Raw genomic sequence first — 25738 nt, forward strand, 5'->3', positions numbered from 1 at the left:
TATCGTAGTTCGTAGCCCTACTGCGTCATAAAGATCGGATATTGGATTGAGGCGCGAGACAGCAGGGACATCGAGCTAGGCGCCTGACGATGGCGGCGGCGAGGTGGATGCGGATGGTGGCGATGGAGTCATGGACATGGCGCTGCGGCCGAACGGGGAGCGCCGCGCGGGATATAGGCTTTGGGAATGGGAGGTTTTTGGCGGGATAGCGGATGGTGGAGGGCTGAGGGGGGAATCGTCTCCATTTGGGAGATGAGGAATCCGTAGGCGGCGATGCATAGGGTGACATGGTGGTGGAAGCCGCGCCATCCGCGGCCTTCATAGTGGCCGAGGCCGCATTGCTGCTTGAGATCGAGATAGTCGCGCTCGATGCGCCAGCGCAGCTTTGTGAGGCGGACGAGTTCGGTCGTGGCGATGTCGGCTGGCAGGGTGGAGAGCCAGAAGCGGGCGGGTTCGGGGTCGCCTTGTGGCCATTCGATCATGAGCCATAGCTCGGGGGAAGGATTGGCGCGCAGGCCATCGCCATTGGCACAGCATAGCCGCAGGAAAGCGAAGCGTCCGCCGAGCGGTTCGCTCGATCCCTGGCGGCAGGTCACGGTCTGCCACGCGCTGTCGGGCAACTCGAGCGCGAGCGCCTTGACCTGAACCGGTTGATGAGCGTGCTTGGGCAGCTTCTGCTCACCAGGCCGAGGGCCACGGCGGTGCGTTCTGGAGCGTGGCGGCGGCGCCTCGCCGGGGCGCCAGACATTGGTGATGGGGCGGATCGCGACCGCGTAGGCTAAGCCCAGATCGGTCACGCCCTGGCGGAAATCGGCGGCGCCGCCATAGCCGGCATCGGCCAGCACGACGCCTGGCGGCAAGCCTTGCGCGATCGCCGCCGCGAGCTGATCGAGCGCGATCCCGGTCTTGGACCGGAAGGGGATATCCTCGGGCACCCTGGCCTTGCGCCGCCGCTCGGCGTCGTTCGCCCAGGCCTCCGGCAGGAACAGCCGGTGCGCAACCGGCAGGCTCGCCGTCTCGGTCGCCAACGACAGGCTGACCATCACCTGGCAGTTCTCGGTCTTGCCGAGTTGTCCGCAATATTGCCGCGCCACGCCGACCGAATGCTTCCCCTTCTTGGGAAAGCCCGTGTCGTCGATGATCCAGGCCTCGACCGGGCCGTCGCGCTCCACCACCGGCAGAACCTGCTCGCGGACACACGCCATCAGCGCCTCGTCCGACCAGCCGCCCTGACCCACGAAATGCAGCAGCGACTGGTGTTTCGCCGATACCCGGTCAGGCCGAACCACCGCCGCCAGCGGCTCCACGCTCTTGCGCTCCACGGGAAGCAGCAGTCCCGTGCAATAATCCCTCAACGGTTCGGCTCGGTCCGCATGCCCGATCACTTTCACAAGACGATCGACATAAGCGTCAAAACGCGCTTCAATCTCCTCCGTCCAGCGACCCTCCATCCCGACCCTCCAGCTCAGTTTGAATCACCGAGCCTATCACATCTGCGCCGGTACCGAATCCCCCCTTCTTCTGACTCAGTAGGGGTAGTGACCGACGATCAGTCGACGAACCTCACGGGGATCATAGGCTTCCAGCCGTTCGCCCAGCCGGGGGAAATCGGCCAGTCGGTTCGGTGCTAGGGCCAATTGCTGGACGATGCGCGCAGCAGCATCGGGCGCCACTGGCTTCAGATGCTCGTGAAGGCGCGCGAGATCGGACGCTGCCTTGCCCGTCCAGCGGATGTTCACGCCGATGGCGGCGGCAGCGGCGTTTCGCTCGACAGGCTATCTGCCCAGGAGAGAATGGCGCGATGATCGACAAGGCGACCGGCTTCGACATCCGCGAGCGCCTCAAGCGTCAGCGCGTGTCGCTCATCCTCCCGATCCAGCCATGCCGCCAAGGCCTGCCTCATGATCCATTCGCGCGACCGCTCGATCCGCGCCGCGAGCAGGTCCACCCTGTCCGCAAGGTCGTTCGGCACATGCGCGGTCAACACGCGGGTTGCGGCCATGATCCTGTCATCCTCAATCGATCCCGTCGAAATCTAATCGAGACGGGTGGGGCCAACAAGGCCACCCGACCCACAGACGGCCCCAACAGATCGCTTGATCCGCCGCCCGGCATCGGGAAGATGCAGGCCGTGCCAACCGGAGACCGCGCCCTTTCCTCCCGATCCGTGGGCCGTCCGCGCCGGCTGACGCTCGACCGGCTGCTCGATACCGCGATCGACATGGGGCTGGCCGAGCTCAACATGAAGGATCTCGCGGCGCGGCTCGGCGTCGGCATCGCCACCGTCTATCGCTATGTCGAAAGCCGCGAGGCGCTGATCCGGCTGGCGGCGGGGCGGCGGGCGATCCGCTCCGCGCCGGCGGACATGGGGCAGCCCTGGCAGGAGATCGTGCGCGATTATGCCGCATCGCTGTTCAGTTCGGTGGGGCAGGAACCGGCGCTGGTGATCGGCTTCATCGAGGCGCGCTGGGGCATCGCGGTGGAACTGGAGTTCGTCGACGGCTTCCTGGGCGCGCTCGCGTCGCGCGGCTTCGACCGTGACGAGGCGATGGCGCTGTATCGCGCGGTCGCCAAGATCGTGCTCGGCGCCGCGGTGGCCGCGCATCATTTCGCGGCGCTCGCGGCGCGGGGCACGAGCCAGGCGCGCGAACTCGCCGCCGCGCTCGCCGCGTGGGACGAGGATGAACTGCCGCACCTGCGCGCCGCCGCCGGCGCCTATGCCGACGAGGCGGCGGCGGTCGACTGGCGCCCGGCGCTGGAAACGGTGCTCGATGCGCTGGCCGCGCGGCGCGGCTGAGCGGCGGCAAAAACGAAGAGGATGGAGAGGATATGAAGCGCGTCATCGCATTCGCTCTTGCCGCGTCGGCGGCGATTCCCGCCGCGGCACAGGATGTCCAGGTGCCGTCCTTCACATTGCCGGTCTCCAACCAGCTCAGCCCGGAGGCGCGGGCGGTGTTCGACCGGATGCGCGCCGCGACTGCGCCCAGCGAGATCGCCGGCAACGTCGCGAAGCAGCGTGCCTTCTATCAGACCTACAATGACGATCGGCTCGCCGAGATGCGCCGGCACTTCCGCACCACCGAGCGGCGCGAGACGATCGCGGGCGTCACCGTCGACATCGTCGAGCCCGCCGACGGCATCGCGCCCGCCAACCGCGATCGCGTGCTGATCAACGTCCATGGCGGCGCCTTCATGTGGGGATCGGGCAGCGGCGCGCTGGTGGAGGCGATCCCGATCGCGGCGCGGATGCGGATCAGGGTGGTGACGGTAGATTACCGGCTGGCGCCAGATCATCATTATCCTGCCGCTTCGGAGGATGTGGCCGCGGTCTATCGCGCCTATCTGAAGCATCATCCCGCCGCCAACATCGGCATCTATGGCTGCTCGGCGGGCGGGGTGATCACCGCGCAGGCAACCGCATGGATCCGCAAGGCGGGGCTGCCGCGCCCCGGTGCGATCGGCACCTTCTGCGGCACCGGCGCACCCTATTCGGGCGACAGCCCGTTCCTCGCCGATCCGATCACCGGGGGCGCCCCGCGCAATCCGGCGCCGCTGCCGCCGACCTTGCCCACCGCCTATATGGCGGGCGTGCCGGCGGCGGATGGGGCCGCCTATCCCTTGATGTCCGACGACGAGGTGCGCGCGATGCCGCCCACCCTGCTGCTGGCGGGCGGGCGCGACTTCGCGGTCGGCGCGCTGACCCTCGCGCATCGGCGGCTGGCGCGGCTGGGCGTCGAGAGCGAATTGCAGCTGTTCGACGGTTTGCCGCACGCCTTCTTCGTCTGGCCCGACATGCCGGAATCGATCGAGGCCTATGATCTGATCGCGCGCTTCTTCGATCGGCACCTATCCCGTCCCGCCCGGGCTGCGACAGAAGGTGAGAGGCGTTCGCTCGGGCCTGACCAATCCGCGCGCTGAATAGCGGCACAAATGTCACACTGCTGCAATGGTTAACCCGGCAGCAGCCTCTTCGCATTGCCGACTGTCCCCCCCGGCATTAGGTCACGCGCAATGGCGCAAAGACCGCCGCTGAAAGAGAACAGGAAGGGACATAGTCATGATGATCCGCTCATCGGTTCAGGCGCTTCTGCTGGGCGTCTCGCCCGCGGTGCTGATCTGGGCCACGCCCGCTGTCGCGCAGACCGAAGCTGCGCCCCCCGCCGAAACCACCGAAGCCGAGCCCGCCCCGCAGGAGGAAACGGGTGAGGACATCGTCGTCGTCGGCACCGCCGGCGGCGGGACGCGCCGTCAGGACGCGTCGTTCGCGGTGACCACGCTGAGCGCCGACACGATCGCGCGCGCGGCGCCGAACAGCACCGCGGATCTTCTCCGCACCGTGCCGGGCGTCATGGCGGAAAGCTCGGGCGGCCAGAACGGCGCCAACATCTTCGTGCGCGGCTACCCCTCGGGCGGCGACGCGCAGTTCGTGACCTTCCAGGTCGCCGGCGTGCCGATCTTCCCGCCGCCGACCCTGTCGTTCCTCGAAAACTCCCAGCTGATCCGGCTCGACGAGACCGTCCAGCGGGTGGAGGCGGTGCGCGGGGGCACGGGATCGCTGTTCTCGAACGGCCAGCCGGGCCTGACCGTCAACGTCGTCCAGCGGACCGGCGGCAGCGCGCTGCACGGCCTCGCGAAGGTCTCATACACCGATTATGACGAGGTGCGCGGCGATGCGTGGATCTCGGGTCCGCTCGGCGAAGATACCAGCTTCATGATCGGCGGCTTCTACGCCCAGGGCAACGGCATCCGCGATCCGCAGTTCCGTGGCGAGAAGGGCGGCCAGATCACCGCCAACATCCACCATGATTTCGACACCCGCGGCACGGTGGACATCTATGTCCGCTATCTCAACGATCGCGGGCAGTGGCTGCTGCCGATCCCGGTGATCCAGAACGGCCGCAGTGTCAGCGCCTATCCCGGGTTCGACGCCGGCACCGGCGCGCTCCCGGGCCGCGAAACGCGGATCACGACGAACAATGCCGGGCGGACCCTCGATCTGGCGGAGGGCCGTGGCGCCGACGTGATCAACGCCGGGCTGGCCTTCGAATATGAGCTGGTCGATGGGCTGCGCTTGCGCGAGCGCCTGTCCTACCTGGGCGGCAATGCCGATACGGTCGGCCTCGTGCCGACCGATCCGCCGCGCAGCGCCGCGGACATGGCGGTGACGCTGGGCGGCGCCGGCGCGACCGTCGGCAGCCTCACCTATGCCAATGGCGGCGGCGCGGTTTCCGGCGGTGCCTCGGCGCAGGTGATGCGCGCGGGCATCTGGGAGGTGCGCAAGAAGATCGACTCCTTCGTCAACGATCTCGGCCTCGAATTCACCAGCGGCAACAACAAGCTGACCGGCGGCTTCTATTACGCTGCGTACAACACGCGCGACCGCTGGGCGCTGGGCAACCAGGTGCTGCTGGCTGCCGAACCCAATGCGCGGGTGCTCAACCTGACGCTGGGGGACGGCCGCATCGCCACGCGCGACGGCTTCACCTCGGGCGCGGGCTTCCTCGTCGATGCCTTTTATGAAGGCCAGGACTATGCCTTCTACGCGGTCGACGAACTGCAGATCACACCCGAACTGCGCATCGACGGCGGCATCCGCTGGCAGAAGCACATCGTCGATGCGGCGATCCGCACGCCCTCGGGCACGATCAACCAGGATGGCGATCCGACGACGCTCTACGACAACGCGACCAACGTGTTCGGCGAACGCCGCTTCGTCGACTATTCGGAAGACGAATGGTCATGGACGGCCGGCGCCAATTACGACTTCACCAGCCAGATCGGCGTCTTCCTGCGCTACAGCCGCGGCAACAGCTTCCCGCAGTTCGACAATCTGCGCGAGGGGCTGTTCATCACCGCGCAGGTGGATACCTATGAAGGCGGGCTGAAGCTGTCGCTGCCCTATGCCAACCTCTACGCCACGGTCTTCCACAACAAGTTCGAAGGTCTGGCGACGACGCAGCTCATCGACAACACCCCGGTCAGCGCGATCGGCGGCGCGAAGGCGACCGGTGTCGAGCTGGAAGGCCAGATCCGGCCGTTCCGGGGCTTCAGCGTGTCGGCGGCGGGCACCTATCTGGATGCCACCTACGAGGATTTCTTCAGCGGCGGCGGCACCATCGACAACACTGGCAACCGCGTGCAGCGCCAGCCGAAATGGGCATGGCGCGTGACGCCCGCCTATGAGCTGGACGTGGGCGGCTTCACCCCCTCGATCTTCGCGACCCTGCAATATACCGGCGACCGCTTCTCGGACCCCGAGAACAACCAGCTGCTGCCGCGCTTCTACCAGCTCGATGCGGGCGTTTCGGTGGATATCAACGAGCGGCTGAAGCTGCAGGTCACCGGCAACAACCTGACCGACGAGCTGGGGCTGACCGAGGGCAATCCGCGCATCATCGGATCGCAGGGATCGGGCCCGATCCTCGCGCGCCCGATCCTGGGCCGGTCCTTCCGGTTCAGCGCCGCGTACAGCTTCTGATCGGGGGCGGCTGCGCCATCCGGTTGTCGCGGGAGACCTGACGATGGATCGGCGCAGCTTCCTTCGGGCGACGTCCGGCCTTGCGGCCGGCGCCGCGATCGCGCCGGCGGTGCGTGCCGCCGGCGCGAACCCGCAGCGCAATATCCTGCTGATGATCTCTGACGATCAGGGGCTGGATCTGGGCTGCTACGGCGTGCCGATCCGCACGCCGCGGCTCGACCGGCTGGCGGGGGAGGGAACGCGCTTCACCCGCGCCTTTGCCGCGGTCTCCTCGTGCAGCCCCAGCCGCGCGGTGATCAACACCGGACTCTACACGCACCAGAACGGCATGTACGGGCTGCAGCACGACGTGCACCACCAGTCGCTGCTCGACGGCATCGAGACCTTGCCGGCGATGCTGCGGCGCGCAGGCTACGCGACTGCGCTGGTCGGCAAGAAGCATGTCGGCCCCGACAGCGCCTTTCCCTACGAAGCCGAACTGGTGCCGGAACGCTCAGGCATCCGCGACGTGCGCGAACTGGCGATCGCCACGACCAGCTTCATCCGCTCCACCGACGACCGGCCCTTCTTCGTCACGGTCGCCTACAGCGATCCGCACCGCGCCGCGGGCGGTTATGGCAATGAGCGCCCGTGGCCGGGTGTGACGGCGGAGCATTACGATCCGGCGCGGGTGCCGATCCCGTCGCATCTGCCGGATCTGCCGGCGGTGCGCGCCGATCTGGCGGGCTATTATGAATCGCTCAGCCGGCTCGACACCGGCATCGGCATGATCCTCGACGACCTCGCCGCCACCGGGCGCGCCGAGGATACGCTGGTAATCTTCCTCAGCGACAACGGCCGGCCGTTTCCCGGCGCCAAGACCAACCTCTACGGCCCCGGCCTGCACCTGCCGCTGATCGTCCGCGCGCCCGGTACGGCGGCGGCGGTGAACGACGCGATGGTGAGCTGGGTGGATATCGCGCCGACCGTGCTGGCCTTCGCCGGGGTCGATCCGCCGAGTGGCTACAAGCTGTCGGGCACTTCGCTGCTGCCGCTGCTGGGGAAGAGCGGCGGGGCGGGGCGAGACGAGGTGTTCGCCAGCCACGACTTCCACGAGATCAATCAATATTATCCGATGCGCAGCATTCGCACGCGCACGCACAGCTACATCCTCAACCTCGCGCATCCGCTCGACTATCCGATCGCCGGCGACGTCGCGGGGTCGCCATCTTGGCAGGCGATCGCCGCCGATCCCGCGATCCGCCTCGGCAAGCGCACGCAGCGCGCCTATCTCAAGCGCCCCGCCGAGGAGCTTTACGACCTCGCGCGCGATCCCGACGAACTGGTCAACCTCGCCAGCGATCCCGCGCAGAAGCGCGTTCTCGACGATCTGCGCGGGAAACTGCGCGCCGTGCGCGCGGCGACGCGCGATCCCTGGCTGGCCGGGCAGACCGATCCCTTCGCCCATCTGCAGCACAAGCCATGAGCGGGGATCCGACGCGCCGTGGCGTGCCGCCGGCGGGCCCGGGGAACGGTCATTGCGCGGCGGCGGTCTTCATCAGATCCGGCCAGCGCTCGTCGATCGCGCTCGCCACGCCGTTGGTCCAGCCGAAGCCGTCCTGATTGGGATATTCGCCGCCGCCGCCGGGCTTGCGCTCTTCGACGTCATATTTCTCCAGCATCTTGCCGGTCTCGGCATAGGCGCGCGCGACGGTGCCCATCCAGCGGCCGGCGATGTCGCGGGCGAGGTCGGTTTCGCCGTAGCGGGCGAGGCCGTCGATCGCGACCCATTGCAGCGGCGCCCAGCCATTGGGCACGTCCCACTGCAGCCCGGTCCGCACCGTGGTCGTCCGCAGCCCGCCGGGGGCCAGCAGCCTGGCGCGCACCGTCGTCGCGGTCGCCTTGGCCTGCGCGGGCGTCGCCGCGCCGACGAACAGCGGATAGAGCGAAGCCGCGCTCAGCGCCGGGGTGGGTTTGCGCGTCTCACGGTCCCAGTCGGCGAAACGGCCCTCGCGCGCGACCCAGAAATAGCGGCTGATCGCGGCCTTGCGCTTGCCGGCGAGCGCGGTGAACACGGTCGTGCAGGCGGCGTCGCCCGCCGTCTTGCAGCGCGCGGCGATGCGTTCCTCCATCGCCAGCATCAGGCTGTTGAGGTCGACCGGCACGATCCCGGTGGTGCGGATCGTCGCCAGCGACCTGCCGTCGGCAAGCCAGCGGCTGCTGAAATCCCAGCCGCTCTCCGCGCCCGCGCGCAGATCGCGCTGGACGATGGCGGCGCTGCGCCCGGCCTGCTTCGCTTCGGCGGCGGTCGCGACGTCTTCCGCGAAGGATTCGTCGCGCGGCGTGTCGCGATCATCATAATAGCGGTTGAGCAAGGTGCCGTCGGGCATTTTCACGACACGCTGGCAGGCGCCGCTCTCGTCGAGGCAATCCTTGCCCTTCATCCAATAGCCATGTTCGCGCCGCAGCGCCGCCAGCCGCCGCGCCGCGGTGGCCGGATCCGCGTCGCGCGAGAGATCGAGCATCAGCGCATAGAAGGGCGGCTGCGAGCGGCTGAGATAATAGGTGCGCATGCCGTTGGGGATATGGCCGTGGCGCTCGATCACCTCGGTGAAATCGGCCAGCATCGATTCCACGAGCGGCTGCTGGCCATCGACGGCGAGGCCCAGCATCGTGAAGAAGCTGTCCCAATAATACATTTCGCGGAAGCGGCCGCCGGGGACGACATAGGGCTGCGGCAGCGCGATCGCCGAACTGCCCGCCTCGGGCACCACCGGCTGGCGGACCAGCATCGGCCACAGCGCCTGCACGTGGCGGCGCACGTCCGCCGCCTCATGGTCGTTGACGCCGGGCACCTTGAAATTGGCGAGCACGAAGGCGCGCAGCGCGGCGGCGTCCGCCGGCGGCCGGCTGCGGTAATCGGCCAGGATCGCCGCCGGATCGCGCTTCGGCACGGCGTCGACGAAGGTCTTGCCATCGGGGAAGACGCGGCTGGTCTGCACGGCCTCGAACAGCGGGCCGAACAGCTCGGCGGGCGATTGCTGCGCCTCCGCCGCGGCCGGCGCCAGCGCCAGGGCGAGGGCGACGAGGCAAAGTCTGACCTGCTTCAACATCCAACTCCATCGGTTATGCGGGCGACGCGGCCGGTCGCCGATGGAGGCATAGCGCCGTGCCGTGCGGATTGCGACCGTGTCGGCCGGGGCGGCCGGGGCGGGGATCTCAGTTGGAGATCGTCCGCACCGCGAACGCCGCCGCCGCCGCGCGGGTCTCGACGCCGAGCTTCTCGAAGATCTGTTCGAGATGCTTGTTCACGGTGCGCGGGCTGATGCCCAATATCTCGCTGATCACGCGGTTGGGCTTGCCATAGCTGATCCACAGCAGCACCTCCGCCTCGCGCAGGGTGAGCGCGTAGCGATCCTGCAGGCGCTGCACGTCGGCGCCCTGGCGCATCACGTTGAGGCGGATGAGGATCTCGTCGTGGCGCGCGCGGGTGACGAGCACGAGTTCGATCGTCGCGTCGCCGACGTCGACCTTGCTGCTGCCCGCGGACGGATCGGCGAGCAGCCGCAGCAAGGCGGGCATGATCGCCTCGGGCGGGGCGGCGCGCTCACGCGACCAGAGCGGGTCGATCTGCGTCAGCTCGCGCTCGGCCTGGGGGGTGCACCAGCGCTGGCGGCCCGCGCCGTCGACCGCGATCAGGTGGCGGCCGGTGGCGTCGAGCGCGATCTGGCTGCCATGGCTGATGCGGGCGTTGGCGAGGTGGACGCGCACCCGCGCCAGCAATTCCTCGACCACGATCGGCTTGCGCACATAATCGACGCCGCCCGCATCCAGCGCCTCGACGACATGCTCGCTCTCGGTCAGCCCGGTCATGAAGATCACCGGGATATGCGCCCAGGCGGCGTTGCGCTTGATCGCGCGCGTTGTTTCGAACCCGCCCATGCCGGGCATCACCGCGTCCATCAGGATCAGCCCCGGGGTGATATGATCGAGCAGTTCCACCGCATTCTCGCCATTGGTGGCGATCAGCGCGGTCATGCCGGCGCGGTCGATCGTGTCGGTCAGGAAGCGCAGCGTTTCGGGCGTGTCGTCCACCACGAGCACGGTTTCGCGCGGATGCGGGTCAGCGGGCATGGGAGTCAGCGGGCATGGGCGCGTCTCGTCTTGATGGCCGCCGCCAGTCGCTTGAGGTCGAACTGGTCGAGGCAGGAGAGGAATTCGTCGGCCGCGGCGGCCGCCTGCGGCACCGCCGCCGCCAGCTCCCGGATCTTGCCCTCGATGCCGCGGACGTGGCCGATCTTCACCAGCTGTTCGAGGTCGGCGAGATAGGGCAGGGCCTCGCCCGGCAGCGTCTGCGGCGTGCCACCGCCACGGTCGGGCGGGGGCGCGGCATGCTGGTCGTCGGAGGCGGCGAGCCATTGCAGGTCGAGCTGGTCGGCGATCAGGTCGAGCAGACTGTTGAGCTCCACCGGCTTCAGCAGGAACATGTCATGGCTGTCGCGGCCGTCGCCGCCGCGGCGATACTCATGCGCGTCCGCGGAGACCATGACGATGCGGATCGCGGGGCCATGCGCCTGCCGCAGCAGCCGTGCCGCTTCCCACCCCGAAAGGCCCGGCATGCTGATGTCGAGCAGCACCAGGTCCGGCCGCGCCATCGCGGCGCGGGCGATGCCGGCCTCGCCGTCCAGCGCGGCGTCGATGGCGAAGCCGATCGGCTCCAGCAGGTTGCGCAGCACCGAGATCTGCGTCGGATCATCGTCGATCAGCAGGATCGAGCGGCGCGGGCCGGCATAGCCGGTGATCGCCTCGCTGTGCGGCGCATCGGCATTGGCGGCGGTGCTGCCCGCCGCCTGCGACAGCATCAGCCGGACGGTGAAGCAGGTGCCCTTGCCGGGCTCGCTCGTCACCCTGATCTCGCCCCCCAGGATCTGGATCAGCGCGTTGGTGATCGACAGGCCCAGCCCCACGCCCTGCTGGCGCAAGGCGGTGCGGCTGCGGCCGCGCTCGAAGGGGGCGAAGATGCGCTGGAGATCGTCCGCCTCGATGCCGATCCCGGTGTCGACGATCTCGATCGTCGCGAGCTGGCTGCGATAGGTCACGCGGAAGATCACCTGGCCCTGCTCGGTGAACTTGATCGCGTTTGAAAGCAGGTTGATCAGGATCTGCCGCAGCCGCTTCTGGTCGGTGTGGACGAATTCGGGGAGCCGCTCGGGCCGGTCATAGACGAAGCCGATGCCCTTGGCCTGCGCCTGCGGGCGGAACATGTTGGTAATCTGGTCGAGGAAGGCGGGCAGCCGCACCGTATCGCGGTTGATCCTGAGCACGCCGCTTTCGACCTGCGAGATGTCCAGCAGCCCCTCGACGAGGTTGGTGAGATGCTCCGCGCTGCGGCGGATCACCTTCGCGGCCTCGACCGGCGCCACGTCGCTGCCGCGCTCCAGCAACTGCGCATAGCCGTAGATCGAATTGAGCGGCGATCGGATCTCGTGGCTGACGCTGACGAGATAGCGGCTCTTGGCGGCATTGGCCGCCTCCGCCGCCTGCCGCGCCTTTTCGAGCTGCTGGTCGGTCACGTCGTGCGCGGCGATCTCTTCCACCAGCATCTGCACATGATGCGCGGTTTCGCGCATCGCGCCGCGCCGGCTTTCATGGGCAAGCACGATGATCCAGGCGACGACCCCGGCGAGCAAGGTGAAGACGAGGAAGACGCCGAGCAGGACCGGCCCGACATGGAGGTCGGCGCCCGGCGCGCGGCCGACATATTGCCAATGGATCAGCCCGAGCACCGCCGCGTTGCACGCGGTGATGAAGCCCAGCACCGCGACGAAATGGCCGACCGGGGTGTGGACGTGGCGCGCGACCCGGCGCGGCATCAGCTTTTCGAGCCAGCCTGCGATCTGCTGGGTGGCGCGGCTGCCCTCCTTGCAGCGATCGTGACAGCGCGCCTCGAGCGTGCAGCACAGCGAGCAGATCGGCGCGGCGTAGACCGGGCAATGCGCCATGTCCGACGGTTCGAAGTCATTCTCGCAGATCACGCAGCGCTGCGCCCCGGCGCGCGCCGGCAGCGCGGACTGGCGCGCGAGATAATAGCGGCTGCGCGTCGCCAGCGCGATCGCCGGCGCGGCGACGAAGGCGACGGCGATGCCGATCGCGGGCGCGAACGCCTGCGGCAGCGGCCCCAGCACGCCGAGCAGCGACACGGTGGAGGCGGCGATCGACAGCAGCATCGCGCCGACGCCGACCGGGTTGATGTCGTAGAGGTGCGCGCGCTTGAACTCGATGCCCCGGGGCGAAAGGCCGAGCGGCTTGGAGACGGTGAGGTCCGCCGCCAGCGCGCCGATCCAGCCCGCGGCGACATTGGCGTAGAAGATCAGCACGCCCTCGATCGCGTCGATGATGCCGATTTCCATCAGCAGCAGCGCGAGCACGACGTTGAAGATCAGCCAGACGACCCGCCCCGGATGGCTGTGGGTGAGCCGCGCGAAGAAGTTGGACCAGGCGATCGAGCCCGCATAGGCGTTGGTGACGTTGATCTTGAGCTGGCAGGTGATGATGAACACGCCGGTCACCACCAGCGCCAGCCCCGAATGGCTCGTCATCGCGGTGAAGATCGTCAGGAACAGGTCGGTCGGGCTGGCGGCATCCGCGGCGGCGATGCCGTGGCGCAGCGCATAGTCGGCGAGGAAGGATCCCAGCAGCAGCTTGACGCCGCCGATCAACGTCCAGCCCGGCCCGCCCGCGATCAGCGCCAGCCACCAGCGGGTGCCGCCCGTCCGCGCCCGGGGCGGCAGGAAGCGCAGATAATCGGCCTGTTCGCCGATCTGCGGCAGCAGCGACAGCAGGGTTGAGAAAGCGAGGCCGAAATGGAGCAGGCTGACGCCGCCGTCGGCCGCGCCGAACAGCCCGGTGAAGCGGCTCCATTCGTCGAGCGCGGGGCGGCCCAGCGCCAGGATATAGACGATCGGCAGAAGCTGCAGCACCACCCAGATCGGCTGGGTGACGGTCTGGAAGCGGGTGATCGCGCTCATCCCCCAGATCGCGATCGGGATCACCACCACCGAACTCAGCAGATAGGCGAGCGACATCGGCACGCCGAACATCGCCCGCAGAGCGACCGCCATGATGCTCGCCTCGACCGAGAAGAGCAGGAAGGTGAAGGAGGCGTAGATCAGCGAGGTGATCGTCGAGCCGAGATAGCCGAAGCCGGCGCCGCGGGTCAGCAGGTCGATGTCCAGCCCGTGGCGGGCGGAGTGATAGGCGATCGGGAAGCCGATCGCGAACATCAGCACCACGGCGGCGAGGATCGCCGCGACGCTGTTGGAAAAGCCGTAGGTCAGGGTGATCGCAGCGCCGATCGCCTCGCAGGCGAGGAAGGCGCTGGCGCCGATCGCGGTGTTGGCGACCTTCGCGGCGGACCATTTGCGGGCATGGTCGGCGGTGTAGCGCAGGGCATAGTCTTCCAGCGTCTGGCTGGCCGCCCATTTGTTGTAGAGCCGCTTCTCGCGGTAGATGTAGGCGGGCTGCTTCATCCGGCCGGTTCGCGCGCCAGCCCGCCAGCGGAGACGATGAAGGCGACGATCTCGTCCAGCCCGACATTGTCCTTGAGGTTGGTGAACAGGAAGGGACGGCTGCCGCGCATCCTGCGGGCGTCGCGATCCATCACCTCGAGGCTGGCGCCGACCAGCGGTGCGAGGTCGATCTTGTTGATCACCAGCAGGTCGGACCGGGTGATGCCGGGGCCGCCCTTGCGCGGGATCTTGTCGCCGGCGGAAACGTCGATGACGTAGAGGGTGATGTCGGCCAGCTCGGGGCTGAAGGTCGCCGCCAGATTGTCGCCGCCGCTTTCGATGAAGATCAGTTCGAGCCCCGGAAAACGCCCGACCATCTGGTCGACCGCGGCGAGGTTGATGCTGGCATCCTCGCGGATCGCGGTGTGCGGGCAGCCGCCGGTCTCCACGCCCATGATCCGTTCCGGCGCGAGCGCGCCCGAGCGCGTCAGGAACTCCGCATCCTCGCGCGTGTAGATGTCGTTGGTGATCGCCGCGACATCGTAATGATCGCGCATCGCCTTGCAGAGCCGGTCGGTCAGCGCGGTCTTGCCCGATCCCACCGGGCCGCCGATGCCGACGCGCAACGGACCGGTGGGCTGGGGCGCGAAGGCGGGCTGGGTCATGACCGGAAGAGCCTTGTGTAGAGCGTTTCGTGGTGGAGCGAGGCGAGTTCGAGCAAGGGCGCCGCGGTGCCGAGATCGTCGAGCGGGGTGGCCATCGCGCGTTCGGCGATCGCCTCGATCCGGCCGGCGAGGCGCGCGGTCGCGATCTGGCCATCGGTCTGGCCGAGCGGCACCAGCCGCACGCCGGCGGAGATGAGGTTGGCTGCGGTGCCGTGCAGATAGGCGTTGAGCGCGGCCGCCAGCGGCACGCCATGCGCCGCCGTCGCCAGCGCGAGCGCCGCGGCATGCGCGATCGGCCGGTCGCCGTTGCGCCGCGCGAAATCGTCGAGCGCGGGATGCGGCCAGGCGCGGCGGGTGACGGTGAGGAAGGAGCGGCCCTGCTGATGGCTCTCCAGCGCGGTCTCGCCGCTTGCGCGGAACGCCGCGGCGAGCTCGGCAACCGCGTCGAACCGCCCGGCATCGCCCGCCGCGCGCCAGCCATGCGCGAACAGCACCGCATCCGCCCAGCCGCCGCCGCGCGTCAGCACCGCATCGACATAGTCGGCCAGCGTATCGAGGTCGGTGACGCGCCCATCGTCCACCGCCGTTTCCAGCCCATGGCTGTAGGTGAAGGCGCCGACCGGATAGGCGGGCGACGTCCAGGCAAGCAGGCGGTGGAAGGCGACGTCAGTGAGCATGATGATGATGATGATGGTGATCATGATCATGATCGTGCGCATGATCATGGTCGTGATGGTCATGGTGGCCGTGATGATCGTGATGACCATGGCCGCCGCCCGATCCGGCATAGGCGCCGGCTTCGGGCGTGAACGGGCCGTCGATCAGCACCACCTCCGCACCGAGCCCGACCAGCATCGCCTGGATGACATGATCCGCGCGCAGCCGGATGCGGTCTGCCAGCACCTCGGCAGGCAAATGGCGGTTGCCGATATGCCAGGCGAGGCGCGCGAGATTGGCGTCTGCCCCGGCGCGCACCTCCATCAGCGGTTCGGGCGCGGCGCGGACCGCGATCAGCCGCCCGTCGGACAGCCGCAATGCGTCGCCATCGCGCAGCACGGTCGCGCGCGGCAGGCTCAGCAGGAAGCGGGTGCCCCCCGCGCTGTCATAAGCGAAGCGCCGGCGATGCCGCGCGTCGAAATCGAGCGCGACATGGTCGAACGCGCTGCTTTCCGTCCATGCGCCCCTGCCGATCACCTGTTGCGCCACCAGCATGTGCGGACCCCGTTCAGAACAGAAAATATCGCTGCGCGAAGGGCAGCACGTCGGCGGGCGCACACGTCAGCAATTCGCCATCGGCGCGCACCTCGTAGGTTTCCGGATCGACCTCGATGTGCGGCATGGCATCGTTGAGCTTCATCGATCCCTTCCCGATCCCGCCGCGCACATCGTGCACCGCAACCAGCGGCCGGGAAAGCGCATATCTGCGGTCGATACCGGCATCGATCGACGCCGCCGAGACGAAGTGGACGGACGACATCGTGCAGGCGCGGCCGAAGGATCCGAACATCGGCCGGTAGTGCACCGGCTGCGGCGTCGGGATGCTGGCGTTGGGATCGCCCATCGGCGCCGCGGCGATGCTGCCGCCCTTGATCACCAGATCGGGCTTCACCGCGAAGAAGGCGGGCGACCAGAGGACCAGATCGGCGAGCTTGCCGACCTCCACCGAGCCGACGATGTCGGCGATGCCGTGCGCGATCGCGGGGTTGATCGTATATTTGGCGATGTAGCGCCGCGCGCGGAAATTGTCCGCCTCGCCATCGTCGGGACCGAGCGCGCCGCGCTGGCGCTTCATCTTGTCGGCGGTCTGCCAGCAGCGGATGATCGTTTCCCCCACGCGGCCCATCGCCTGGCTGTCCGACGACATCATCGAGAAGGCGCCGAGATCGTGGAGGATGTCCTCCGCGGCGATCGTTTCCTTGCGGATGCGGCTTTCGGCGAAGGCGACATCCTCGGCGATCCGGGGATCGAGATGATGGCACACCATCAGCATGTCGAGATGCTCGTCGAGCGTGTTGACGGTATAGGGCCGGGTGGGGTTGGTGGAGGAGGGGAGGACGTTGGGCAGCCCCGCCACGCGGATGATATCCGGCGCGTGGCCGCCACCGGCGCCCTCGGTGTGGAACGCGTGGATCGTGCGGCCCTTGAACGCGGCGATCGTGCTTTCGACGAAGCCGCTCTCGTTGAGCGTGTCGGTGTGCAATGTCACCTGCACGTCCAGCCGGTCGGCGACGGAGAGGCAGCAGTCGATCGCCGCCGGGGTCGTTCCCCAATCCTCGTGCAGCTTGAGGCCGCAGGCGCCGGCGCGGACCATTTCCTCCAGCGCGTCCGGGCGGCTGGCATTGCCCTTGCCGAACAGCCCGAAATTCATCGGGATCGCCTCCAGCGCCTGGAACATCCGCTCCAGATGCCAGGGCCCCGGCGTGCAGGTGGTGGCGAGCGTGCCGTGCGCGGGGCCGGTGCCGCCGCCGAGCATGGTGGTGACGCCGGCGTTGAGCGCCTCCTCCGCCTGCTGCGGGCAGATGAAATGGATGTGTGCGTCGATCGCGCCGGCGGTGAGGATGCGGCCCTCGCCGGCGATGATCTCGGTGCCGGGGCCGATGACGATGGTGACGCCGGGCTGGGTATCGGGATTGCCCGCCTTGCCGATCGCGGCGATGCGGCCGTCGCGGATCGCGACATCCGCCTTCACGATGCCGGTATGATCGAGGATCACGGCGTTGGTGATGACGGTGTCGGCAGCGCCCTCCGCGCGCGTCGCCTGCGACTGGCCCATGCCGTCGCGGATCACCCTGCCACCGCCGAACTTCACCTCTTCGCCATAGATGGTGCGATCGGCCTCGACCCGGATCAGCAGCGCCGAATCCCCCAGCCGGATGCGATCGCCGGTGGTCGGCCCGAACATGCCGGCATAGGCGCGGCGGGACAGGCTGATGCTCATAGCGGCCCCATCACCTCGCCCCTGAAGCCGGTCACGGTGCGGGTGCCGGCATAGGGGATCAACGCCACCTCGCGCGTCTGGCCGGGCTCGAAGCGCACCGCGGTGCCGGGCGCGATGTCCAGCCGGTGGCCGCGCGCCGCGCCGCGGTCGAAATCGAGTGCCGGGTTGGTCTCGGCGAAATGATAATGGCTGCCGACCTGGATCGGGCGATCGCCGGTGTTGGCGACGGCCAGGCGGATCACCGGGCGATCGGCATTGAGGAGGATCTCGCCATCGGCGGGGATGATCTCGCCCGGAATCGGATCGGCGCTCATCGGATCGGCCTGTGCACGGTGACGAGCTTGGTGCCGTCGGGAAAGGTCGCCTCGACCTGGATGTCGTGGATCATCTCGGCGATGCCGGGCATCACCTGGTCGCGGTGCAGCACATGGCCGCCGCTCGCCATCAGTTCGGCGACGCTGCGCCCGTCGCGCGCACCCTCCACGACATGCTCGGTGATCAGCGCGATGCTTTCGGGATGGTTGAGCTTCACCCCGCGCTCGAGCCGGTTGCGCGCGACGATCGCCGCCATCGCGACGAGCAGCTTGTCTTTCTCGCGGGGGGTGAGGTTCATGGTCAGCAATACCAAACGGCTGGGAGGCGGGCCGGCAGGGCGAGCGCCGCGGCGCGCAGCGCCGACGCGGCGCGCATGACGCGGTCGCGCAATGCGCGGGCATCGGCATCGATCAGCCGCAGGATGAGCAATTCGTCCATTGCGGTCGCCCCACCGGAGGGCGCGCCGGCGAGCGCGCGGCCCAGGTCCAGATGGTCGGCGGCGTCGGCGCCCGCATAGACGATCGTCGCGATCGCGCGCGCGCCGCCGAAGCCGAACGGGCGGTCGGCGGTCGCGGCGAAATCGCCGTCGACATGCAGCGCATCCGCCCACACCAGCCGCCCGCCGCGGCGGATCCGCCACGCGTCATGGATCAGCCCCGTCGCAAAGGTCTCGCCCATCGCGCTGCGGCCGAAGACGAGGCTTTCCACCGCGAGCATCCTTGCCGCCGGGCCGAGATCGACCTGCAGGCTGCGGCGCACGCGGCTGCGATCGAACAGGATCGCTTCCTGCGCCAGCCATTCGCAGACGCCGGCCTCACCGATCTCGATGCGCGTCTCGATGCGGATGTCGGGATCGTCGGGCAGCACGCGATAGAGCTTCTCGGCCGCCTGCGTGGTGACGGCGCCGCGCGCATGCGCATCCACCGCGATCTCCAGCCGCACGCGGTCGCCGCCGGTCAGCCCGCCGCTGGTGGTGATCGACACGGCCTGGCGCAGGTCGCCGGGCTCGGTGTCGGGAAACAGAAGCCGGCAGGGGGAGCGCTGGTAGAGGTCGCGGATGCCATCTGCCCCGAACGCCACCCGCGCATGGCCGTCGACCCGCTGGTGCCGCGACGGCGAAGCCGGCGGGCGGATGACGGTGTGAGCGGGCGGGCTATGCTCCATGATCCGGTATTGCGGGGCGCGGAACGCGCCCGGCATGGGGCATTTGACGTATGGTGAAAGGACGTATGGTGAAAGAGCGTCGCCCTCAGCTCCGGTTGCGCTTCGCCGGCGCCGGCTTCGCATAGGCCGGATCGACCTTCTCCGCCTTGCCCTCGCGCGCCGCCTTCTCGCCCGCCCCCGGCTGCATATGCTCGGTCGTCAGATCCGAGAGGAAGCCGGGCTGGGTGATGCCCTTCTTGCGCATCGCGACGCCGGTCAGGCAGGCGTGCATGATGAAATTGGCGTTGAGCGGCGTGCGATAGGTCGGGTCGAGCTGCGGCGCGACCTCGACGATCTCGAAGCCGACCAGTTCGTTCTCCGCGCACAGCCGCCGCACGATCGGCAGCGCCTCGCGCATCGTCAGGCCGCCGGGCACGGGGGTGCCGGTGCCGGGGATGAAGGCGGGGTCGAGCACGTCGACGTCGAAGCTGACATAGAGCTTCTTTCCGCTTTCCCGCGCCTCCTTCAGCGCGCGTTCCATCACCGCCTGCCAGCCGCTTTTCTCCACCTCGGGCATCGCGTGGTAGCGCACGCCGTTGTTGCGCATCCATTCGAACCCCTCGGCGCCCGGCCATGGTCCGCGCAAGCCGACCTGGATGTAATTCTTGCCGAGGACATGGCCTTCCTTGACCGCGCGATAGACCGGGGCGCCATGGGTGATGAAGTGCACGCCCTCACGCCCGGCGTCATAGTGCGAGTCGAAGTGGACGACGCCGAAGCTGCCCTTGCCATGCACGTCGGCGAGGCCGGCCACGTCCGAATATTCGAGGCTGTGGTCACCGCCGACGATGAACGGGATCGCGCCGGTGCGCGCGATCTCGGCGACGCGCTCGCGCACGTGGTGGACGGTGCGCTCGGTGCTCATATTGTCGACGGCGATGTCGCCATAGTCGACGATGTTGAGCTCCTCCGAGGGGTCGACCATCGTGTACATGTCGATGCCGCCCGCGCCATATTGCGCGCGCAGCGACTGCGGCCCCAGCTTGGCGCCGCGATAGCCCGATCCCATGTCGAGCGGCGCGCCGACGATCGCGACATCGACCTTGCCCGCGACCAGATCCTCGGGATAGATCGCCACCGGCGCGCCGGCGAAGGTGGCGATGCCGCCGCCCCAGTCGCGCATATAGTAGCTGAGCGAGAAGGGCCCCGGTTCACGCCTGGGATCGAAGGTCTTGGGCCGCATCGTCTTCCACGCGTTGAAGCGCGGATTGTCGGTTTCGAGCGGGATCGAGGCCATGTCGGTCTCGGGCTTGAACTTGTACGCCTCCACCACGGCCATCATGCCGTCGATATAGGCTTCGATCTGCTCGGGGTTCTTGTCCTTGAACCGTTCGAACAATTTCTCGGGCTTGCCAAACCCTTCCGACTTTTCGGAGAGCAGGAAGTCACGCTTTTCCTTGGGAATGGACTTCAGTTTGGCTTCCAGCCAGGCGGGAGGCTTGGGCTTTTCCTCGCCGATCGCGATGCTCGCGCTGCCGAGTGCGGCGCCCGCCAGCAACACCCCGACGACGACCTGCTTGAGCTTCATCCGCCTTCCCCCCGTTCGATCCATCATGACGATCGCGAGCAGGCTAGGGCCGGTCCGTGACGGCGCCATGGGGCGATTGACGTAGAATCGGGCGCCCCCGCGCGATCGGATCGCACTGGGGCGCTGGCAAAGCATCAAATGCCGTGGTGCGGCTGTGGCTATTCCGCCGCCACCGCATATTCGAACGCCGGCGCGGGCGCGAGAAACTCGCCCGGCCGCGTCCCCGTCGCCCCGCCATCCTTCTCGAACGTCGGCGTGCCGTTGACCAGGGTCAGCCGCATCGGCGCCGGATCGCGCGTATAGCGCCAGGTGATGCCGCCCATGCCGTCGGGCGCGTCGAAGATCTTGCGCTCCTCGCGACGCTCGATCTCATCCATGTTGAACACGGTGATGTCGGCGGGGTTGCCCACCGCCAGCACGCCGCGCCCCTGCAGGTTGAAATGCTCGGCGAGCTTGCCGGTCTGGACATGGACCGCTTCCTCGATCGTGATCTTGCCCTGCCGGACATAGTAGGTGAACAGCAGCATATTCTCACCCGGCCCGCAGAACATCTGCGCGTGCGCGCCCGCATCCGAGACGTTGCCGACCGACCGCGGATCGCGGATCAGCTGGACGATCACCTCCTCGTTCATCGGATAGGGCGCCATGTGGACGGTGGACTTGATGCCGTTGCGCAGGATCCAGTCCGCCATCGCATCCGACCGGTGCGCGATCCCGGTCATTTTCATATAGTCGGAAAGGGTGAGGTTCATCGGCCCGACGCCATTGTCCGAATTGCGCAGCAGCAGCCGGTCGGGGTTGCTCATCGGCGCGTGCGCCCACGCCTTGGTATCCCAGCTTTCGCGTGCCCGCGCGCGCCAGTCCGGATCGGCGAGCAGCCTTTCCTTCTCCGCCCAGCTGTCCGCCGCGACCACCTCATGCCACACGAAGTCGCCCGACTGCGCGAAGATCAGCGACTTGGTGAGCGACAGCGTGTTGGTGGGGGAGACGTGGGTATAGGCGGTCCAGAAGTCGCGGCCTTCCGCCTTCAGCGCGTCATGCTGTTTCTGCAGGTCGGGCACGATCGGCTTCTGGAAATCGAGCGTCGGAATACCCGCCCACTGGATCCGCACGTCGAGCCCTTCGGCCAGCCGCGCGAACCGCGCCAGCGTCACCGGGCAGTTCAGCCGGATGAAGGTGTCCATCACGATCTGGCACACCGTGCCGGGGTTGCGCGACAGCACCTCGAGCAGCGCGCGGAACTCCTTGTCCTCGGCGGCGAAGGTCGGCACCGGCCGGTCGTCACCGTCGAAATCGAGCTGGTTGGTCGAAAGCCCCATCGCGCCCGCCTTGCAGGCATCGTCGAGCAGCTCGCACATCCTGGCGATTTCCTCGTCGGTCGCGGCGCGGGTCCAGGCGTCCATGCCCATCGCCGCCAGCCGGATCGCGATATGGCCGACGAAGGCGGCATAGTTCAGCGGGATCCGGACGTTCTTCGTCATCGAGGCCTTGTATTCGGACCATTTGCGCCAGTCCCACGGCAGTTCGTTGACGAAGGCCTGCTTGTCGATGTCCTCGAAGAAGGCGAAGATGCCGACGATCTCGTTGCGCACCGTCTCGTCGTCGGAAATCGGCGCGGCGGAAAAGCCGCAATTGCCCATCACGATCGTCGTCGCGCCATAGCCGGGCAGGGGATTGAGATCGTCCTGCCACCACATCGTCGCGTCATAATGGGTGTGCGGCTCGATGAAGCCGGGCGTCACATAGCAGCCGGTGGCGTCCACCACCCGCTCGCCGGGCTTCGCTTCGAGATCGCTTCCGATTTCGGCGACGGTGGTGCCCGCCACCCGCACATCGGCCTTCCTGGCCGGCCGAAGCGTGCCATCGACGACGGTGCCGCCGCGGATCAAAATATCTGCCATGACCTCTCCCTTCGCTGGATCCGGCGCTCCGGGAGTCTGTGTCCGCCCCCTTGCCGGAAGACGCGCAGAATATGGGAGTTTGGCGGGAGGCAAATCGTTCCGCGCGCAGAGGGATCGTGGAGGGATCCCCTAGGGGTGTATCGGGCGAGCCGGCGGGCGACGCCGCGGCAGGGGATTATGCGACATCCGGCGTCACATCCTTGATCACCGTCTTCAGCGGCGCGAAATTGCCGAACAGCCCGCGCAGGTCGGCGCGGCGGCTGAGCACGTCGGCCAATGTGTAGCGGTCGAGCACGGCGAGGAAGGCCTGCGTCGCTTCGTTGAGGATGCGGGGCAAGGTGCAGGCGGGCGCGATCAGGCATGAACTGCAATCGACGAGGTCGAAGCCGGTTTCGGTATGGCGGACGATCGCGCCGATCGTGATGTCCCCGGCCGGGCGGCCCAGCTTGAGGCCGCCGTTGCGGCCGCGCACCGCGGTGACGAACCCCGCCTGGTTCAGATCCTGGACGATCTTCTTCAGCGTATCCTTCGAGATGTCATAGACCTGCGCAATCTCGGCGATCGACGACAGATCCCCCTCGTCGCGCGCGCCGACATGGAGGAGCACGCGGACGGCATAGTCGGTGTAGCGGGTCAACTGCACGGACGGGCACCGAGGACAGGCATCGTCCCTTCATGACGTGCAGGACGGCCCGGCTCAAGCCGGACCGTCCCGACGGTGCGATCCATGGCGTAGGGCTTCAAGCCGCGACTCTCACATCGTCGGCATGTTCGGGGTAGGGTGCGATCCGCCCCGGCGCCTGCCCGCCGAGCTCATCGGCGAAGCCATGGTTGACGTCGCGGTGATGCGCCTCGTCCGCGCGCACCTTGAGCACGACGTCGCGCAGCGTCGCATCCGCCGGCAGCTTCCAGTAATGCAGCGCGATCGCGGGGGCAGGGCCGTCGGCGATGGCGCCCGCGTCGATCGCCTGCAGGAAGTGGGTGTAGCTGATTACCGCCTCCTCCTCGAAATAGCCGACGACGCGGTGCGCAACCCGCGGCGCGACCAGATAAAGCGCGAAGAAGGCGGTGTAGAATCCCGCCTGCACCAGCAGGATCAGCAGCCGCTCGAGCATGTTCGGCTGCGCCACCGCGACGAAGGTCATCAGGTGCATCCGCTCATTTTCGGCTTCCTCCATCAAGGTGCGGATCCAGCCATTATCGTCCACCATGCGGCGCAGGCACTTCAGGTGGGTCAGCGTGGCGCCGACCATGCCCGGCACCGCCGCGACGGTTTCGATCACGATCGCGCGATGGCCGTGGCGCTGCCGGAACAGCAGGTCGGCGAAGAACCGCATGGTCTTGGTGAAGCCCCACGCCACGCGGTCACCCAGATCCGCGGGCCGGCGATGCTCGATGCTCACTGCAACATGGTCGATCATTTCAAAATCTCCCTGTCAGCGCGGCGCGTCAGGAGGGCGAGTCGCGAAAGGTGCAGATCATTTATCTCTTTCGGGATCCTCACGCAATGAAAAGGTGCTGTTGACATGCACCTTATCGCGGCCACATAAAGTGCATGTGATTAGCACCTTATAGGATCGACTCCGATGACCCGTCCTCCGTTGATCGACGAAGCGGCGCTGCGCCCGCTGATCGAGCATTTCTACCAACGCGTGCGCGGCGACGCGCTGCTCGGCCCCGTCTTCGCCGCTGCCGTCCATGACTGGGACGACCATCATGCGCGGCTCGCCGATTTCTGGTCGTCGGTGATGCTGACGACGGGGCGCTACAAGGGCAATCCGGTCGCGCTCCACCTGATCCATGCCGACAGCATGACGCCCGAGCGCTTCGCGCGGTGGCTGACGCTGTGGCGCCAGACCACCGACGAGCGGCTCGATCCCGCCGCGGCCGCCGCGATGCAGGCCAAGGCCGCGCGCATCGCCGAGAGCCTGCAACTCGCCGTCCAGTATCGCCGGCCCGCCGCGGCCTGATCATCGACCCACAAGGAGACCGACATGTCATTGACCCCCGCGACGATCGCCATCGTCAAGGCCACCGTTCCCGCGCTTGCCGAACATGGCACGGCGATCACCACCGCCATGTATGCGCGGCTGTTTCAGGACGCGCATATCAAGGCGCTGTTCAACCATGCCAACCAGGGCGAAAGCGGCGCGCAGGTCCATGCGCTGGCCGCTGCGATCCTCGGCTATGCGCAGAACATCGAGAATCTCGGCGCGCTCGCGCCGGTGGTCGAGCGGATCGCCTACAAGCATGTCGGCTATCACATTCTGCCCGAACATTATCCCTATGTCGCCAATGCGCTGCTCGCGGCGATCAAGGAGGTGCTGGGCGATGCCGCGACCGACGAGATATTGGCGGCGTGGGGCGAAGCCTATTGGTTCCTGGCCGACATCTTGAAGGCGCGCGAGGTGGTGCTGCGCGGCGAGATCCTCGCGGCGGAGGGCGGCTGGGAAGGCTGGCGCCGGTTCGTGGTGGCGGAGAAGATCCGCGAAAGCGGCACGATCACCTCGTTCATCCTGAAACCCGAGGATGGCGGGCCGGTGCTGCGCCACAAGCCCGGCCAGTATCTGACCTTCCGGCTGAAGCCGCGGGGACGCCCCGAACTGAAGCGCAACTATTCGATCTCCTGCGGGCCCAATGGCGCCTTCTACCGCATTTCGGTGAAGCGCGAGGCGGACGGGCAGGGCGGGTCGCGTTTCCTGCATGATGATGTCGCGGTCGGCGACGTGCTGGAAACGACGCCGCCCGCCGGCGATTTCTACCTCGGCGATGCGCCGCAGCGCCCGGTCATCCTCCTGTCCGGCGGTGTCGGGCTGACGCCGATGGTGAGCATGGCGGAGGCGATCGCGCGCGATCACCCGCATGTCGAGGCACATTATGTCCACGGCACGCTCAACAGCGAGACGCATGCGATGGACGCGCATGTCCAGGACCTCGCAGCGACCTGCCCGTCGCTCACCGTGACGACCTTCTACAGCGATCCGCTGTCGCACGACCGCCTTGGCGAGACGCATCATGGCGAAGGCTTCATCGCGATCGACTGGCTGAAGCGCCACACGCCGCTGCTGGAGGCGGACGTCTTCCTGTGCGGCCCCAAGCCCTTCCTGCGCGCGTTCGTTTCGGGGCTGGCGCTCGCCGGCGTGCCGGCCGGCCGCATCCATTACGAGTTCTTCGGCCCCGCCGACGAACTGATGGCGGCTTAGGGGCGATGGGCGCCGCCACG

General features: G+C 67.9%; 23 protein-coding genes. 6 read left to right on the forward strand and 17 right to left on the reverse strand.

Annotated features, from left to right (window positions below):
* Positions 1-128 precede the first annotated feature (128 nt).
* The 3 genes from NX02_RS06480 to NX02_RS06490 form a co-directional block, all read right to left on the reverse strand.
* Positions 129-1451 carry an IS701 family transposase gene (locus NX02_RS06480; RefSeq protein ID WP_025290687.1) on the reverse strand — a complete coding sequence of 441 codons (1323 nt, stop codon included), beginning with the start codon at positions 1449-1451 and terminating at the stop codon, positions 129-131.
* A 75-nt stretch (positions 1452-1526) separates the two neighbouring features.
* Positions 1527-1739, reverse strand: a complete 213-nt coding sequence (locus NX02_RS06485; RefSeq protein WP_047099747.1) for a type II toxin-antitoxin system RelE/ParE family toxin — start codon at positions 1737-1739, stop codon at positions 1527-1529.
* Entirely contained in the window at positions 1736-2002 is a 267-nt protein-coding gene (locus NX02_RS06490) for a CopG family ribbon-helix-helix protein (protein WP_025291381.1), read from the reverse strand. Before NX02_RS06490 ends, NX02_RS06485 begins: the two co-directional genes overlap by 4 nt.
* 120 nt (positions 2003-2122) lie before the next feature.
* On the opposite strand from NX02_RS06490, the gene NX02_RS06495 reads away from it, so the two are divergent.
* The 4 genes from NX02_RS06495 (at position 2123) to NX02_RS06510 (ending at position 7943) form a co-directional block, all read left to right on the forward strand.
* The gene (locus tag NX02_RS06495) at positions 2123-2797 is read left to right on the forward strand and encodes a TetR/AcrR family transcriptional regulator (RefSeq protein WP_025291382.1); all 675 of its coding nucleotides are present in this window, start codon (positions 2123-2125) and stop codon (positions 2795-2797) included.
* A gap of 32 nt (positions 2798-2829) precedes the next feature.
* A complete protein-coding gene (locus NX02_RS06500; protein WP_025291383.1) occupies positions 2830-3918 on the forward strand; it encodes an alpha/beta hydrolase in 1089 nt (362 codons plus the stop codon).
* A gap of 139 nt (positions 3919-4057) precedes the next feature.
* Positions 4058-6478 carry a TonB-dependent receptor gene (locus NX02_RS06505; protein ID WP_245648783.1) on the forward strand — a complete coding sequence of 807 codons (2421 nt, stop codon included), beginning with the start codon at positions 4058-4060 and terminating at the stop codon, positions 6476-6478.
* 43 nt (positions 6479-6521) lie between these two features.
* Positions 6522-7943: a sulfatase family protein gene (locus NX02_RS06510; RefSeq protein ID WP_047099748.1), complete on the forward strand. Its 1422-nt coding sequence runs from the start codon at positions 6522-6524 to the stop codon at positions 7941-7943.
* A 49-nt stretch (positions 7944-7992) separates the two neighbouring features.
* On the opposite strand, the gene treA is transcribed toward NX02_RS06510, so the two are convergent.
* The 14 genes from treA to NX02_RS06580 all read right to left on the reverse strand — a co-directional run bounded on the left by treA (position 7993) and on the right by NX02_RS06580 (position 23936).
* Positions 7993-9570: an alpha,alpha-trehalase TreA gene (gene treA, locus NX02_RS06515; protein WP_025291386.1), complete on the reverse strand. Its 1578-nt coding sequence runs from the start codon at positions 9568-9570 to the stop codon at positions 7993-7995.
* Positions 9571-9676: 106 nt separating this feature from the next.
* Positions 9677-10591 carry a response regulator transcription factor gene (locus NX02_RS06520; protein ID WP_025291387.1) on the reverse strand — a complete coding sequence of 305 codons (915 nt, stop codon included), beginning with the start codon at positions 10589-10591 and terminating at the stop codon, positions 9677-9679.
* Positions 10592-10596: 5 nt separating this feature from the next.
* The gene (locus tag NX02_RS06525) at positions 10597-13986 is read right to left on the reverse strand and encodes a hybrid sensor histidine kinase/response regulator (protein ID WP_025291388.1); all 3390 of its coding nucleotides are present in this window, start codon (positions 13984-13986) and stop codon (positions 10597-10599) included.
* Complete coding sequence (gene ureG / locus NX02_RS06530; RefSeq protein ID WP_025291389.1) at positions 13983-14630, reverse strand: urease accessory protein UreG; 648 nt, start codon at positions 14628-14630, stop codon at positions 13983-13985. Before ureG ends, NX02_RS06525 begins: the two co-directional genes overlap by 4 nt.
* Positions 14627-15370 (reverse strand): urease accessory protein UreF, encoded by a 744-nt coding sequence (locus tag NX02_RS06535; RefSeq protein WP_245648784.1) that lies wholly within the window; start codon positions 15368-15370, stop codon positions 14627-14629. Before NX02_RS06535 ends, ureG begins: the two co-directional genes overlap by 4 nt.
* Positions 15297-15842, reverse strand: coding sequence for an urease accessory protein UreE (gene ureE, locus NX02_RS06540; RefSeq protein WP_025291391.1), 546 nt, complete (start codon positions 15840-15842; stop codon positions 15297-15299). The genes NX02_RS06535 and ureE overlap by 74 nt, the downstream gene beginning before the upstream one ends.
* Before the next feature lie 13 nt (positions 15843-15855).
* A complete protein-coding gene (gene ureC / locus NX02_RS06545) occupies positions 15856-17568 on the reverse strand; it encodes an urease subunit alpha (protein ID WP_025291392.1) in 1713 nt (570 codons plus the stop codon).
* Complete coding sequence (locus NX02_RS06550; RefSeq protein ID WP_039996448.1) at positions 17565-17882, reverse strand: urease subunit beta; 318 nt, start codon at positions 17880-17882, stop codon at positions 17565-17567. Before NX02_RS06550 ends, ureC begins: the two co-directional genes overlap by 4 nt.
* The gene (locus NX02_RS06555; protein WP_025291394.1) at positions 17879-18181 is read right to left on the reverse strand and encodes an urease subunit gamma; all 303 of its coding nucleotides are present in this window, start codon (positions 18179-18181) and stop codon (positions 17879-17881) included. Before NX02_RS06555 ends, NX02_RS06550 begins: the two co-directional genes overlap by 4 nt.
* A gap of 2 nt (positions 18182-18183) precedes the next feature.
* Positions 18184-19083, reverse strand: coding sequence for an urease accessory protein UreD (locus tag NX02_RS06560; protein ID WP_245648785.1), 900 nt, complete (start codon positions 19081-19083; stop codon positions 18184-18186).
* Between the two features lie 49 nt (positions 19084-19132).
* Positions 19133-20614 carry an agmatinase family protein gene (locus NX02_RS06565; RefSeq protein ID WP_025291396.1) on the reverse strand — a complete coding sequence of 494 codons (1482 nt, stop codon included), beginning with the start codon at positions 20612-20614 and terminating at the stop codon, positions 19133-19135.
* A gap of 158 nt (positions 20615-20772) precedes the next feature.
* The gene (locus tag NX02_RS06570; RefSeq protein ID WP_025291397.1) at positions 20773-22515 is read right to left on the reverse strand and encodes an N-acyl-D-amino-acid deacylase family protein; all 1743 of its coding nucleotides are present in this window, start codon (positions 22513-22515) and stop codon (positions 20773-20775) included.
* Between the two features lie 175 nt (positions 22516-22690).
* Complete coding sequence (locus NX02_RS06575) at positions 22691-23158, reverse strand: Rrf2 family transcriptional regulator (RefSeq protein WP_025291398.1); 468 nt, start codon at positions 23156-23158, stop codon at positions 22691-22693.
* Between the two features lie 97 nt (positions 23159-23255).
* On the reverse strand, positions 23256-23936 hold the full coding sequence (locus NX02_RS06580; RefSeq protein ID WP_025291399.1) for an alternative oxidase: 681 nt from the start codon (positions 23934-23936) through the stop codon (positions 23256-23258).
* 165 nt (positions 23937-24101) lie between these two features.
* Between NX02_RS06580 and NX02_RS06585 the strand changes: the two genes are divergently transcribed.
* Both NX02_RS06585 and hmpA read left to right on the forward strand, forming a co-directional pair.
* Positions 24102-24485, forward strand: a complete 384-nt coding sequence (locus NX02_RS06585) for a group III truncated hemoglobin (RefSeq protein ID WP_025291400.1) — start codon at positions 24102-24104, stop codon at positions 24483-24485.
* Positions 24486-24509: 24 nt separating this feature from the next.
* Positions 24510-25718, forward strand: a complete 1209-nt coding sequence (hmpA, locus tag NX02_RS06590; protein WP_025291401.1) for an NO-inducible flavohemoprotein — start codon at positions 24510-24512, stop codon at positions 25716-25718.
* Positions 25719-25738 lie beyond the last annotated feature (20 nt).

Origin of the sequence: Sphingomonas sanxanigenens DSM 19645 = NX02 (assembly GCF_000512205.2) — a bacterium.
In the GTDB taxonomy this organism is placed as follows: domain Bacteria; phylum Pseudomonadota; class Alphaproteobacteria; order Sphingomonadales; family Sphingomonadaceae; genus Sphingomonas_D; species Sphingomonas_D sanxanigenens.